General features: G+C 60.2%; 12 protein-coding genes. 1 reads left to right on the top strand and 11 read right to left on the bottom strand.

The window, feature by feature from the left end; all coding sequences use genetic code 11:
- Positions 1-47: 47 nt before the first annotated feature.
- From CCX46_RS08205 to flhA, 11 genes are all read right to left on the bottom strand, one after another.
- Positions 48-836 (bottom strand): ParA family protein, encoded by a 789-nt coding sequence (locus CCX46_RS08205; RefSeq protein ID WP_008077691.1) that lies wholly within the window; start codon positions 834-836, stop codon positions 48-50.
- Positions 837-879: 43 nt separating this feature from the next.
- Positions 880-1770 (bottom strand): flagellar motor protein MotD, encoded by an 891-nt coding sequence (motD, locus tag CCX46_RS08200; protein ID WP_064390875.1) that lies wholly within the window; start codon positions 1768-1770, stop codon positions 880-882.
- 12 nt (positions 1771-1782) lie between these two features.
- The gene (locus tag CCX46_RS08195) at positions 1783-2523 is read right to left on the bottom strand and encodes a flagellar motor protein (RefSeq protein WP_008077689.1); all 741 of its coding nucleotides are present in this window, start codon (positions 2521-2523) and stop codon (positions 1783-1785) included.
- The gene (locus tag CCX46_RS08190) at positions 2523-3671 is read right to left on the bottom strand and encodes a protein-glutamate methylesterase/protein-glutamine glutaminase (protein ID WP_127926328.1); all 1149 of its coding nucleotides are present in this window, start codon (positions 3669-3671) and stop codon (positions 2523-2525) included. The genes CCX46_RS08195 and CCX46_RS08190 overlap by 1 nt, the downstream gene beginning before the upstream one ends.
- 49 nt (positions 3672-3720) lie before the next feature.
- Entirely contained in the window at positions 3721-5991 is a 2271-nt protein-coding gene (locus tag CCX46_RS08185; RefSeq protein WP_127926327.1) for a chemotaxis protein CheA, read from the bottom strand.
- A 54-nt stretch (positions 5992-6045) separates the two neighbouring features.
- Complete coding sequence (locus CCX46_RS08180; RefSeq protein ID WP_007920000.1) at positions 6046-6834, bottom strand: protein phosphatase CheZ; 789 nt, start codon at positions 6832-6834, stop codon at positions 6046-6048.
- An 18-nt stretch (positions 6835-6852) separates the two neighbouring features.
- A complete protein-coding gene (locus CCX46_RS08175; RefSeq protein WP_161986607.1) occupies positions 6853-7224 on the bottom strand; it encodes a chemotaxis response regulator CheY in 372 nt (123 codons plus the stop codon).
- Between the two features lie 166 nt (positions 7225-7390).
- Positions 7391-8131 carry an RNA polymerase sigma factor FliA gene (gene fliA, locus CCX46_RS08170; protein WP_007920004.1) on the bottom strand — a complete coding sequence of 247 codons (741 nt, stop codon included), beginning with the start codon at positions 8129-8131 and terminating at the stop codon, positions 7391-7393.
- Positions 8128-8958 (bottom strand): flagellar synthesis regulator FleN, encoded by an 831-nt coding sequence (gene fleN, locus CCX46_RS08165; protein WP_003222917.1) that lies wholly within the window; start codon positions 8956-8958, stop codon positions 8128-8130. Before fleN ends, fliA begins: the two co-directional genes overlap by 4 nt.
- A 116-nt stretch (positions 8959-9074) precedes the next feature.
- A complete protein-coding gene (gene flhF, locus CCX46_RS08160) occupies positions 9075-10415 on the bottom strand; it encodes a flagellar biosynthesis protein FlhF (RefSeq protein WP_008077677.1) in 1341 nt (446 codons plus the stop codon).
- Between the two features lie 11 nt (positions 10416-10426).
- Positions 10427-12556: a flagellar biosynthesis protein FlhA gene (flhA, locus tag CCX46_RS08155; RefSeq protein ID WP_127926326.1), complete on the bottom strand. Its 2130-nt coding sequence runs from the start codon at positions 12554-12556 to the stop codon at positions 10427-10429.
- Between the two features lie 590 nt (positions 12557-13146).
- On the opposite strand from flhA, the gene CCX46_RS08150 reads away from it, so the two are divergent.
- Complete coding sequence (locus tag CCX46_RS08150) at positions 13147-13506, top strand: DUF6124 family protein (RefSeq protein WP_127926325.1); 360 nt, start codon at positions 13147-13149, stop codon at positions 13504-13506.
- The last annotated feature ends 91 nt before the right edge of the window (positions 13507-13597 follow it).

The following is a 13597-nucleotide window of genomic DNA, read 5'->3' as shown; positions in this document are numbered from 1 at the left end:
CACAGGATTTGTGCAAGTCAGGCAGGCGTGATCGGGACAGGTTCATCTCAAGCCACCTGCGGAACAAGTTGTTGCGCCAACAGGTGCTTGAGCAGCGCGCGATACGCCAGCACGCCACGGCTCTTGCCGTCGAATTGCGAAGGCGTGACACCGGCCCGGCTGGCGTCGCGCAGACGGGTATCGACCGGGATATAACCCTGCCAGATCTCGTCGGGAAATTTGTCACGCAGCACGCGCAAGGTATGCATCGAGGCCTGAGTACGGCGATCAAACAGGGTCGGCACGATGCTGAACGGCAATGCCTGTTTGCGCGAGCGGTTGATCATCGCCAGGGTGTTGACCATACGCTCCAGACCTTTGACGGCCAGGTGTTCGGTCTGCACCGGGATCACCAGTTGCTGGCTCGCCGCGAGGGCGTTGACCATCAGCACGCCGAGCAACGGCGGGCTGTCGATCACCGCGTAATCGAAATCCTGCCACAGCTGCGCCAGACTCTTGGCGATCACCAGACCCAAACCACTCTGCCCCGGCGACTGACGCTCAAGGGTCGCCAGCGCGGTGCTCGACGGTAGCAGGGAAATACGTTCGTCACTGGTCGACAACAACAACTGCCCCGGCAGGCCTTGCGGCACGCTGCCCTTGTGCAGAAACAGGTCGTAGTTGCTGTGTTCCAGGCTGTCGGGGTCGTAGCCGAAATAGCTGGTCATCGAGCCGTGCGGGTCGAGATCGACCACAACCACGCGCTTGCCCGCCTCGGCCAGCAATCCGGCTAAAGCGATGGAAGATGTGGTTTTACCGACACCACCCTTTTGATTGGCGACTGCCCAGACTCTCATTCAGTTCGTTCCTCCCGGCCGATATGCTCGACCGAGACATAGCTCAGCGTGTTAATGCGGGTGACGGAGAATTGACGGCACTCTCGCGTCCCGGCGTCTTGACCGGGGTCGGTGCAGTTTGTGTGCCAGCACGCTTCAACGCAGCGTCCGGTTGCGCGTTAGCGGTTCCAGTGCCCGTCAGGCTGCGGCGCACATCGAGGTTTCGCGAGACCACCAGAACCACCCGGCGGTTTTTCCCCCGGCCTTCAGCGGTAGCGTTGTTGGCCACCGGTTGAAACTCGCCGTAACCCACCGATGCCAATCGGCCAGGGTTCACACCCTGCATGGCCAGCATGCGCACGATGCTCGCCGAACGCGCCGAAGACAGTTCCCAGTTGGTCGGATACTGCGCCGTGCGGATCGGTTGATCGTCGGTGAAACCCTCGACGTGAATCGGGTTATCGAACGGTTTCAGAATCGCCGCCACCTTGTCGATGATGTTGAAGGCGATGTCGCTTGGCATGGCATCGCCACTGCCGAACAGCAGGCTGGAGTTGAGTTCGATCTCGACCCACAACTCGTTGCCGCGCACGGTCATCTGGTTGGAGCTGATCAAGTCGCCGAATGCGGCGCTGATGTCATCGGCGATGCTTTTCAACGGATCGCTGGCGCCGGCGATACCGGCATCGATCTGCTCGGCATCTTTGACCAGCGGCTTGGCCGGGGTCACGGTTTTCGGCCGTTCGTCGCCGATCTGGATCGGTTTGAGCGCGCGGTCGGAGTCTTTGAAGACACCGACCAGCGCTTCGGAAATTTCCTTGTACTTGCCTTCGTTGATCGACGAAATCGAGTACATGACCACGAAGAACGCGAACAGCAACGTGATGAAGTCAGCGTAGGAAACCAGCCAGCGTTCGTGGTTTACATGCTCTTCCTGGTGGCGACGACGTGCCATGAGGTTATTCCCTTAATCCATGAAGCCTTGCAGCTTCAACTCAATGGAGCGAGGGTTTTCACCTTCGGCGATCGACAAAATGCCTTCCAACAACATTTCGCGATAACGCGACTGCCGCAACGCGATTGACTTCAATTTGGCTGCCACCGGCAGCAGGATCAGGTTGGCACTGGCCACACCATAGATGGTCGCGACGAAAGCCACAGCAATGCCGCTGCCCAACTGGGTCGGATCAGCAAGATTGCCCATCACGTGGATCAGGCCCATCACCGCGCCGATGATGCCGATGGTCGGCGCGTAGCCGCCCATGCTTTCGAAGACTTTCGCGGCTTCGATGTCGCGCGCTTCCTGGGTGTAGAAATCCACTTCGAGGATGCTGCGAATCGCTTCCGGCTCGGCACCGTCGACCAGCAGTTGCAGGCCCTTGCGCGAGTAGTTGTCCGGTTCGGCATCGGCCACGCCTTCCAGACCGAGCAGACCTTCCTTGCGTGCGGTGAGGCTCCAGTTGACCACGCGATCAATGCCGCCGGCCAAGTCCACACGCGGCGGGAAGAAGATCCACGCCAGAATCTGCATGGCGCGTTTGAACGCGCTCATCGGCGATTGCAGCAGTGCGGCACCGATGGTGCCGCCCAGTACGATCAATGCCGCCGGGCCGTTGGCCAGCGCACCGAGGTGACCACCTTCAAGGTAGTTACCACCGATGATGGCGACGAACGCCATGATGATCCCGATAAGGCTTAGAACATCCATCAGATACACGCCTCGACAATGTGTTTGCCGATGTCGTCGAGGCTGTATACCGCGTCGGCGAGGTCGGCTTTGACGATAGCCATCGGCATGCCGTAGATCACACAACTGGCTTCATCCTGCGCCCACACGGCGCTACCGCCCTGCTTGAGCAGACGCGCGCCTTCACGGCCGTCGGCGCCCATGCCGGTCAACACCACCGCCAGAACTTTGTCGCCGTAGGATTTCGCCGCCGAACCGAAGGTGATGTCCACGCACGGCTTGTAGTTCAGACGCTCGTCGCCCGGGAGGATTTTCACCGCGCCACGGCCATCGATCATCATTTGCTTGCCACCCGGTGCGAGCAACGCCAGGCCCGGACGCAGGATGTCGCCATCCTCGGCTTCCTTGACGCTGATGCGGCACAGCTTGTCGAGACGTTCGGCGAAGGCCTTGGTGAATGCCGCCGGCATGTGCTGGATCAGCACGATCGGCGCCGGGAAATTCGCCGGCAACTGAGTCAGCACGCGTTGCAGGGCCACCGGGCCGCCCGTCGAAGTACCGATGGCAACCAGTTTGTAAGCTTTGCGTTTCGGCGCGGGCGACGAAGCGCTGGCGGCCGGGGCGCGAGTCGGTGCCGGCGCTGGAGCCGGACGTGCCGGCACGCTGGTGCTGTGACTGCTGCTGTGGCTGCCGAAACTCGACGGCGCCGGAGCAGGCGTCGGTGCTGGGGCAGCAACGGGAGCCGGCGCGCTATAAGCACTGAAACGACGATTACTGCGCGAGATGCTATGGACCTTCTCGCACAGCAGTTGCTTGACCTTCTCCGGGTTACGCGAGATGTCTTCGAAATTCTTCGGCAGGAAATCCACCGCGCCGGCATCCAGCGCGTCCAGAGTGACCCGGGCGCCTTCATGGGTCAGCGAGGAGAACATCAACACCGGGGTCGGGCAGCGCTGCATGATGTGCCGCACTGCCGTGATGCCGTCCATCATCGGCATCTCGTAGTCCATGGTGATCACGTCCGGCTTGAGCGCCAGCGCCTGATCAATCGCCTCTTTACCGTTGGTTGCAGTGCCGACCACTTGAATGCTCGGATCCGCAGAAAGAATTTCCGAGACGCGGCGGCGGAAAAAACCCGAATCGTCCACCACCAGGACTTTGACTGCCATAAACACTCCATTAGGTGCGGCGGGACGTTGTCGCCCCGCCGCCCCGGATTCAAATACGCCGTGCGGCGTAACGCTTGAGCATGCTTGGAACATCGAGAATCAGCGCGATGCGGCCGTCACCGGTGATGGTGGCGCCGGACATGCCCGGAGTGCCCTGCAGCATTTTGCCCAATGGCTTGATGACCACTTCCTCCTGGCCGACCAGTTGATCGACGACGAAGCCGATCCGCTGGGTGCCCACCGAAAGGATCACCACGTGGCCTTCACGCTGCTCTTCGTGAGCGGCGGAGCTGACCAGCCAGCGCTTGAGGTAGAACAACGGCAGCGCCTTGTCCCGCACGATCACCACTTCCTGGCCGTCGACGACGTTGGTGGTCGACAGGTCGAGGTGGAAGATTTCGTTGACGTTGACCAACGGGAACGCAAACGCCTGATTGCCGAGCATGACCATCAGGGTTGGCATGATCGCGAGGGTCAGCGGCACCTTGATGACGATCTTCGAGCCTTGGCCCTTGGTCGAGTAGATGTTGATCGAACCGTTGAGCTGGGAAATCTTGGTCTTCACCACGTCCATGCCGACACCACGGCCGGAGACGTCGGAGATCTCGGTCTTGGTCGAGAAACCCGGGGCGAAAATCAGGTTGTAGCACTCGGTATCGCTCAGGCGATCGGCCGCGTCCTTGTCCATCACCCCGCGTTTAACCGCGATGGCGCGCAGGACGTTCGGGTCCATGCCTTTGCCGTCATCGGAAATCGACAGCAGGATGTGGTCGCCTTCCTGTTCGGCCGCCAGCACCACGCGACCGCCACGGGCCTTGCCCGACGCTTCGCGTTCTTCCGGCGACTCGATGCCGTGGTCGACCGCGTTGCGCACCAAGTGGACCAGCGGGTCGGCCAGGGCCTCGACAAGGTTTTTGTCGAGGTCGGTTTCTTCACCCACCAGTTCCAGGTTGATCTCTTTCTTCAGCTGACGCGCGAGGTCGCGAACCAGACGCGGGAAGCGCCCGAAGACCTTCTTGATCGGCTGCATCCGCGTCTTCATGACCGCGGTCTGCAAGTCAGCCGTGACCACGTCGAGGTTCGACACGGCCTTTTGCATGGCTTCATCGCCGCTGTTCAGGCCCAGACGCACCAGACGGTTACGCACCAGCACCAACTCGCCGACCATGTTCATGATTTCGTCGAGACGTGCCGTGTCGACGCGCACGGTGGTTTCGGCTTCGCTCGCCGGTTTTTCCGGTGGCGGTGTCGCCGGCGCACGGGCCGGAGCCGGTGCAGCAGCGGCAGCCGGTTTTGGCGCTTCGGCTTTCGGCTCAGGCTTGGCGGCAGCCTTGGGCGCTGCAGCAGCGGCCGGTGCCTTGGCAGCAGGCGTGGCGACGGTCGAAGCACTGCCAGCAGCAGCGGTGCCGACTTCGGAGAACTTGCCTTTACCGTGCAATTCGTCGAGCAGCGATTCGAACTCGTGATCGCTGATCAGATCACTGCCGGCAGCGGCGGCCGCTGGAGCAGCCGGCGCCGGTGCCGAAGCAATCGCCGACTCCAGCGCATCCACGGCAAAGTTGCCCTTGCCGTGCAACTGATCGAGCAGGGCTTCGAATTCGTCGTCGGTGATGTCAGAGCTGTCGCCCTTGGCCGGTGCCGCAGGGGCTGCCACCGCTGGTGCAACTGCGTCCACCGCGAACTGACCTTTGCCGTGCAACTGATCAAGCAACGACTCGAACTCGGCATCGGTGATTTCATCGCTCGCGGCTTCATTGGCCGTTTGCGCAGGTGCAGCAGCGGCCGGGGCTTCCGCTTCAGCCTTGACGGCGTTCAGCGAGTCCAGCAGTTGTTCGAATTCGTTATCGGTGATGTCGCCCGACGAGTCGCCTTCGACGACCAGCTCTTCGATCATCTCGGCCACTGGCGAAGCCGGGGCTTCGTCCGCCGATTGCGGTTCGGCCAGACGCGCCAGGGCGGCCAGCAGTTCCGGGGTGGCAGCGGTGATCGGCGCACGCTCACGAACCTCAGTGAACATGCTGTTCACCGCGTCCAGCGCTTCGAGGACAACGTCCATCAGTTCTGCATCAACGCGACGCTCACCCTTACGCAGGATGTCGAACACGTTTTCGGCGATGTGACAGCACTCCACCAGCTCATTGAGCTGAAGGAAGCCGGCGCCCCCTTTTACAGTGTGGAAACCGCGAAAAATTGCGTTGAGCAGATCTGCGTCATCCGGGCGGCTTTCCAGCTCGACCAGTTGTTCGGACAGTTGCTCAAGAATCTCGCCGGCCTCAACCAGGAAATCCTGAAGGATCTCTTCATCGGCGCCGAAGCTCATTAATGGGGTGCTCCTACAGGTCTAAAAACCCAAAAAACCTAAAATTCCAAAACACTAGAATCCAAGGCTGGATAACAAATCGTCCACATCGTCCTGACCGGACACAACGTCTTCTCGTTTATCGGCATGAATCTGCGGACCTTCACCCTGCGAGAGATGTTTTTGTGGATCTTTTTCTGCAAGCATCGCGGCGCGGTCATGTTCGATGCCCGCAAAGCGGTCAACCTGACTGGCCATGAGCACGAGTTTGAGCAAATTGCTTTCGACTTCGGTGACCAGCTGGGTCACACGCTTGATCACCTGACCGGTCAGGTCCTGGTAATCCTGGGCCAGCAGGATGTCGTTGAGATTGCTCGACACCGCACGGTTGTCCGTGCTGCTGCGCGACAGAAAACCGTCGACCCGGCGCGCCAGTTCACGGAACTCTTCAGCCCCGACCTCGCGACGCATGAAGCGACCCCAATCGGCGCTCAACGTCTGCGCTTCATCAGCCAGACTGTTGACCACCGGCGTGGCGCTCTCCACCAGATCCATGGTGCGGTTGGCCGCGGCTTCTGTCAGCTTGACCACATAGCCCAGGCGTTCGGTGGCGTCGGTGATTTGCGACACTTCCTCGGCCTGTGGCATGTTCGGGTCGATCTGGAAGTTGACGATCGCACTGTGCAGTTCACGTGTGAGCTTGCCGACTTCCTGATACAGGCCACGGTCACGGGTCTGATTGAGCTCATGGATCAGTTGCACAGCGTCGCCGAACCTGCCCTTTTCAAGGCTCTCGACCAGTTCGACCGCGTGTTTTTTCAGGGTCGACTCGAAATCGCCCTGTGAAGATTCGTTATGCTCCATAGCTCCCCCGCGCGTTCATCAGCCGATGCGTTCGAAAATCTTCTCGATTTTGTCTTTCAACGCCTGAGCCGTGAAAGGTTTGACTACGTAGCCGTTTACACCGGCCTGAGCGGCTTCAATGATCTGCTCGCGCTTGGCTTCAGCCGTCACCATCAACACCGGCAAGTGCTTGAGTTTTTCATCGGCACGTACGTGGCGCAGCAGGTCGATACCGGTCATGCCCGGCATGTTCCAGTCCGTTACCAGAAAGTCGATGCTGCCGCTGTTGAGCACTGGAATGGCAGTGACGCCATCGTCAGCCTCGACGGTGTTGGTGAACCCAAGATCACGCAGCAGGTTCTTGATGATCCGCCGCATCGTTGAGAAGTCATCAACGATGAGGATTTTCATGTCTTTGTTCAATTCGACCTCCAAGCAGTCTTAAACGCGCCCAGCACCTGGACGCGCCACTTCAATCAATCGGCGCAGCACTCGAAGACTGTCTGGAGCACAACAGAGCAAGACCGGTGCCGTTCACCACCGCACCAGCCTCGTTCGCAGTGTCCCCACACTGCCTTCAGCGCGCTCGCCACTCCCCCAAACGCCCCCGCAAACGGGCCGCGCACTGGCTGTGTAACTGGCTGACCCGCGATTCACTGACGCCAAGGACTTCACCGATCTCCTTGAGGTTCAGCTCTTCGTCGTAGTACAGCGCCAACACCAGTCGCTCACGCTCCGGCAAATTGGCAATCGCGTCCGCCAACGCAGCCTGGAAACGTTCATCTTCCAGATCGCGTGACGGCTCAAGATGAGCACTCGCGCCATCCTCGTGCAGCCCTTCGTGTTCGCCGTCCTGCAGCAGGTCGTCGAAACTGAACAGGCGGCTGCCCAAGGTGTCATTCAAAATCCCGTAGTAATCGTCGAGACTCAATTGGAGTTCGGCCGCAACCTCGTGATCTTTAGCGTCACGGCCGGTTTTAGCTTCAATTGAGCGAATTGCGTCGCTGACCATACGGGTATTGCGGTGAACCGAGCGTGGCGCCCAGTCCCCTTTGCGCACTTCGTCGAGCATCGCGCCGCGGATTCGAATGCCCGCGTACGTTTCGAAACTGGCGCCTTTGCTGGCGTCATATTTGGTCGAGACTTCGAGCAGGCCGATCATCCCGGCCTGGATCAGGTCTTCGACCTGCACACTCGCCGGCAAGCGTGCCAGCAAGTGGTAGGCAATGCGTTTGACCAGGGGCGCGTAACGCTCGATCAGTTCGTACTGCGCGTCACGTGCCGACTTCTTGTAGTAGTTCATACCGCTTGCGGTCATAGCACGGGCCCTGCCGTTTGCTGCACGAGGCGCTCGACGAAAAACTCAAGGTGGCCACGCGGATTGGCGGGCAGCGGCCAGGTGTCGACCTTCTGCGCGATCGCCTTGAACGCCAGTGCGCACTTGGAACGCGGGAAGGCTTCGTACACCGCACGCTGCTTCTGCACCGCTTTACGCACGCTTTCGTCGTAAGGCACGGCGCCGACGTATTGTAGGGCCACGTCAAGGAAGCGATCCGTGACCTTGGTCAACTTGGCGAACAGGTTGCGCCCTTCCTGCGGGCTCTGCGCCATGTTGGCGAGGACGCGGAAGCGGTTCATGCCGTAATCGCGGTTGAGCAATTTGATCAGCGCGTAGGCGTCGGTGATCGAGGTCGGCTCGTCGCAGACCACCAGCAACACTTCTTGCGCTGCGCGTACGAAACTGACTACCGAGTCACCAATACCCGCAGCGGTGTCGATCACCAGTACGTCGAGATTGTCGCCGATGTCGCTGAACGCCTGAATCAGACCGGCATGTTGCGCCGGGCTCAGGTGCACCATGCTCTGCGTGCCGGACGCGGCCGGGACGATGCGAATGCCACCGGGGCCTTGCAACAGCACGTCGCGCAATTCGCAGCGGCCTTCGATCACGTCGGCCAATGTGCGTTTAGGGGTCAGACCCAACAAAACGTCGACGTTCGCCAGTCCCAGATCGGCGTCCAGCAGCATGACCCGACGGCCAAGCTCTGCCAGCGCCAGAGACAAGTTCACTGACACGTTAGTCTTGCCGACGCCACCTTTGCCGCCGGTCACCGCGATCACCTGTACGGGATGCATGCTGCCCATGTTATTTCTTTACCTTGTCTTGCATAGACGGAGGCCACATTACTGGCTGCGCGTTCACAACCGGAACAATGCATGGCAGACCATCGATGTAGGTACAAAAACTGTTCATGAATACCTCAGCCTACCTGCTTGGTCGGGCTGTGATAGATATCAGCGAACATGTCAGCCATGGCTTCTTCGCTGGGTTCTTCCTGCATTTGCACGCTGACGGCGCGGCTGACCAATTGATGACGGCGCGGCAGATGCAAATCATCCGGAATCCGTGGGCCATCGGTCAGGTACGCGACCGGCAATTCATGACTGATCGCCAGGCTCAACACTTCGCCAAGGCTGGCCGTTTCATCCAGTTTAGTCAGGATGCAGCCGGCAAGCCCGCAACGCTTGTAACTGTGATAAGCGGCGGTTAGAACCTGTTTCTGGCTGGTGGTTGCCAAGACCAGATAATTTTTTGAACGGATGCCACGCCCGGCCAGACTTTCGAGCTGCATGCGCAGCGCCGGATCGCTGGCTTGCAGGCCGGCAGTATCGATCAATACCACGCGTTTGCGTAGCAGTGGATCCAGTGCCTGCACCAGCGACTGGCCCGGATCGACGTGGGTCACTGGCACATTGAGAATCCGCCCCAGTGTCTTCAGTTGTTCCTGAGCGCCGATGCGGAAGCTGTCCATGCTCACCAGCGCGACATTCTGCGCGCCGTATTTCAGCACATAACGCGCGGCAAGCTTGGCGAGAGTCGTGGTCTTGCCCATGCCGGCAGGGCCGACCATGGCGATCACACCGCCCTCTTCCAGTGGCTCGACTTCCGGCACGGCAATCATCCGCGCCAGGTGCGCGAGCAACATGCGCCAGGCCTGACGGGGTTCTTCGATATCGGTGATCATCGCCAGCAGATCGCGCGACAACGGGCCGGACAGGCCGATGCGTTGCAGACGACGATACAGGTTGGCTTGCGCCGGACGGCTGCCTTGCAGCTGATTCCAGGCCAGGGTGCCGAGCTGAACTTCCATCAGCTCGCGCAGGCTGTTCAATTCGAAACGCATCGAATCCAGTGCACGCGGATCAACACCGCCGGAGGACTGCGCAGGGGCCGGAGCCGGGCGCGCTGGTGCGGCGTAAGTCGGCTCGCTCAGCGGTTCAGCGGCAGTCAGCGGCAGGCCAGCGGTCAACGGCAGCCCGGCGAAGATCTGGCGATTGCTGTTGCCGTCGGCTTCGCCACGCAGGCTCAGTTCGGCCTGGGCGGTGACGATGCGCGACTGGGTCTTGCGCAGCTCGTCTTCGAGTTCCATGTTCGGAACCCGTGGCGCCAGCGCCGACAATTTGTAATCCAGTGCCGCCGTCAGCTCGACACCGCCAGCAATGCGGCGGTTGCCAATGATGGCGGCATCAGCGCCCAGCTCATCACGAACCAGCTTCATGGCCTGACGCATATCGGCGGCAAAGAAACGCTTAACTTGCATAAACCACTACCTCAGCCGTTGGGCCCTACTGTCGCAACGATGGTCACTTGCTTGTTGTCCGGTATTTCCTGGTAGGCCAGCACATGCAGCCCAGGGACTGCGAGGCGGCCAAAGCGCGAGAGCATCGCGCGGATCGGGCCAGCGACCAACAGGATCACCGGCTGACCTTGCATTTCCTGACGCTGCGCCGCTTCGATGAGCGAACGCTGCAGCTTCTCGGCCATGCTTGGCTCCAGCAGAACGCCCTCTTCCGAGCCTTGTCCTGCCTTCTGCAGACTATTGAGCAATATTTGTTCCAACCTTGGTTCCAAGGTGATCACAGGCAGCTCCGACTCAGTGCCTACAATGCTTTGGACGATGGCGCGCGATACGCCGACCCGCACAGCAGCCACCAGCGCGGCGGTATCTTGACTCTTCGCGGCGTTGTTGGCGATGGCTTCGGCAATGCTGCGGATATCGCGCACCGGTACGTGTTCAGCGAGCAGCGCTTGCAGCACTTTGAGCAACTGCGACAACGTGACCACGCCCGGCACCAGCTCTTCTGCCAGTTTCGGCGAGCTTTTGGCCAGCAATTGCATGAGTTGCTGCACTTCTTCGTGGCCGATCAGCTCACTGGAGTGCTTGTACAGAATCTGGTTCAAGTGCGTCGCAACCACGGTGCTGGCGTCGACCACGGTGTAACCGAGCGATTGTGCCTGGGCACGCTGGCTGATTTCGATCCACACCGCTTCCAGGCCGAAAGCCGGATCTTTGGCGTTGATACCGTTGAGCGTGCCGTAGACCTGGCCCGGGTTGATCGCCAGTTCGCGATCCGGATAGATCTCCGCTTCGGCGAGGATCACCCCCATCAGGGTCAGGCGATAGGCGCTTGGCGCCAGATCGAGGTTGTCGCGGATGTGCACGGTCGGCATGAGGAAGCCCAGATCCTGCGAGAGTTTCTTGCGCACACCCTTGATCCGCGCCAGCAACTGCCCGCCCTGGTTGCGATCCACCAGCGGGATCAGGCGATAACCGACTTCCAGACCGATCATGTCGATTGGCGTCACGTCGTCCCAGCCCAGCTCCTTGGTTTCCATGGCGCGAGCCGGCGACGGCAGCAGTTCCTGCTGGCGCTTGACCTCTTCCAGCGCTACGACCTTGGCCACGTTCTGCTTCTTCCAGAACAGGTACGCGCCGCCCGCAGCCAGCGCGGCCATGGTCAGGAACGAGAAGTGCGGCATGCCCGGCACTAGACCCATGACCGCCATCAGACCGGCCGCCACTGCCAGCGCTTTCGGCGAGGCGAACATCTGGCGATTGATCTGTTTGCCCATGTCTTCCGAACCGGAAGCACGGGTCACCATGATCGCTGCCGCTGTCGATAACAACAGTGATGGCAATTGCGCCACTAAACCGTCACCGATGGTCAGCAAGGCGTAAACCTTGCCCGCATCGCCGAAGCTCATGTTGTGCTGGAAGATACCGACGGCCATGCCGCCGATGAGGTTGATGAACAGAATCAGCAGGCCAGCGATGGCGTCACCACGGACGAACTTACTGGCACCGTCCATCGAACCGTAGAACTCGGCCTCTTGGGCGACTTCCTGACGGCGTGCCTTGGCCTGGTTCTGGTCGATCAGACCGGCGTTGAGGTCGGCGTCGATCGCCATTTGTTTGCCGGGCATCGCATCGAGGGTGAAACGCGCGCTCACCTCGGAAATCCGCCCGGCACCTTTGGTCACCACGACAAAGTTGATGATCATCAGGATCGCGAAGACCACGATACCGACCACGTAGTTACCGCCGATCACCACCTCACCGAAGGCCTGAATCACCTTACCGGCAGCGGCGTGGCCGTCCTGACCGTGGAGCATCACCACCCGCGTCGAGGCCACGTTCAACGCCAGCCGCAATAACGTCGCGACCAGCAGAATCGTCGGGAACACGGCGAAATCCAGCGGCCGCAGCGCATACACGCAGACCAGCAGGACGACGATCGACAGCGCGATGTTGAAGGTGAAAAACACGTCGAGCAGGAACGGCGGAATCGGCAACATCATCATTGCCAACATAACCAGCAGCAACAACGGCACGCCCAGATTGCCTCGACTGAGGTCGGCAACATTCGTGCGAGCAGTGTTGAATAACTGAGAGCGATCCACCGGTTTTCCCCGTTCCTTTAAAGCAAACTTTTGACGCCCAGAGCGGGCTCACGGCGGGTACTGCAAGAAGCTTTCCAACTTTTGCCTGGAATTTAAACAGAGGGGTTTTGACCGTGGATTTTCTGCTGACCGGGATGCCCCCTTCGCGAGCAGGCTCGCTCCCACAGGGGAAATGCATTCCAAATATTGGAGTGGAATGCAATCCAAATGTGGGAGCGAGCCTGCTCGCGAAGGGGCCAGTGAAGTCAGCACAAAGTGCCTATTAAACTCTGGTGTTTAAAAGACACTTCAGGACACGCCTTCAAGGCTACAAATCCTTGCGCCATTGCCTACAGCCAAGCCAGAATCCTCCGGCTTGTGCGCCTTGGGGTCGGGTTCTATTGTGAATTGGTCGCTGACGAATCAGCGATCGGGTCTCGCAGCCCGTCGATCTCTGGACGCACAACATCCGCTTTGCTTATGGCGGCTGTACGTGGGAGACCTTCGGGTCTGCCGGTTCTAGAGTCCCGGTCTGCGACCCGCGTATAGCTGCCACCCTCATTCGTCTCGCAGCGAACGCTGGCAGCTCCAACGACTCCAGGAGCTTCACCATGATCAAACCAACACCCAACCCACCCGAAACCGACCCCACCTCCCCCTACGAATCCCTCGATTCAAAAAAACTCAACGACGCCGCCGAGCGCGCCCTCGATCACTACCTCTGCCCACCCGGCTCCACCCCACCGCCACGCAAAACCCGCCGAATGTACGCAGTCACCACCGACTTCAAAAATGAAGAACTGCTGGCCGACGCCAGCGAAACACTCGCCTCAGCCAGAACCATCGCCCATGACTTCGGCCATCTGATACCGGCGTCGCAGCGCAGGACGCTGCTGGGGATTGCGCAATTGATCATGCTCGGGGAGCTGGCGGTGAATCGGGTGATGGATAATCTGGAGTTGCCGGGCTAAACAGGCCAGACCACGCTTTCCGCTTTTGCGATCTTTGGCTTTTCAGTCTCGCGCCAATGACCACTCGTCGCCACCTGTCAGATCTGACAGG

Source organism: Pseudomonas sp. RU47, assembly GCF_004011755.1.
Classification (GTDB): domain Bacteria; phylum Pseudomonadota; class Gammaproteobacteria; order Pseudomonadales; family Pseudomonadaceae; genus Aquipseudomonas.
The sequence above is the reverse complement of the archived record's forward strand: the minus strand, read 5'-3'. Positions and strand labels throughout refer to the sequence as shown.

What these genes read in the sequence shown, in the direction of transcription:
- CCX46_RS08205 (WP_008077691.1), bottom strand. Translation starts at nt 836, where the DNA reads ATGAGAGTCTGGGCAGTCGCCAATCAAAAGGGTGGTGTCGGTAAAACC.
- motD (WP_064390875.1), bottom strand. Translation starts at nt 1,770, where the DNA reads ATGGCACGTCGTCGCCACCAGGAAGAGCATGTAAACCACGAACGCTGG.
- CCX46_RS08195 (WP_008077689.1), bottom strand. Translation starts at nt 2,523, where the DNA reads ATGGATGTTCTAAGCCTTATCGGGATCATCATGGCGTTCGTCGCCATC.
- CCX46_RS08190 (WP_127926328.1), bottom strand. Translation starts at nt 3,671, where the DNA reads ATGGCAGTCAAAGTCCTGGTGGTGGACGATTCGGGTTTTTTCCGCCGC.
- CCX46_RS08185 (WP_127926327.1), bottom strand. Translation starts at nt 5,991, where the DNA reads ATGAGCTTCGGCGCCGATGAAGAGATCCTTCAGGATTTCCTGGTTGAG.
- CCX46_RS08180 (WP_007920000.1), bottom strand. Translation starts at nt 6,834, where the DNA reads ATGGAGCATAACGAATCTTCACAGGGCGATTTCGAGTCGACCCTGAAA.
- CCX46_RS08175 (WP_161986607.1), bottom strand. Translation starts at nt 7,224, where the DNA reads ATGAAAATCCTCATCGTTGATGACTTCTCAACGATGCGGCGGATCATC.
- fliA (WP_007920004.1), bottom strand. Translation starts at nt 8,131, where the DNA reads ATGACCGCAAGCGGTATGAACTACTACAAGAAGTCGGCACGTGACGCG.
- fleN (WP_003222917.1), bottom strand. Translation starts at nt 8,958, where the DNA reads ATGGGCAGCATGCATCCCGTACAGGTGATCGCGGTGACCGGCGGCAAA.
- flhF (WP_008077677.1), bottom strand. Translation starts at nt 10,415, where the DNA reads ATGCAAGTTAAGCGTTTCTTTGCCGCCGATATGCGTCAGGCCATGAAG.
- CCX46_RS08150 (WP_127926325.1), top strand. Translation starts at nt 13,147, where the DNA reads ATGATCAAACCAACACCCAACCCACCCGAAACCGACCCCACCTCCCCC.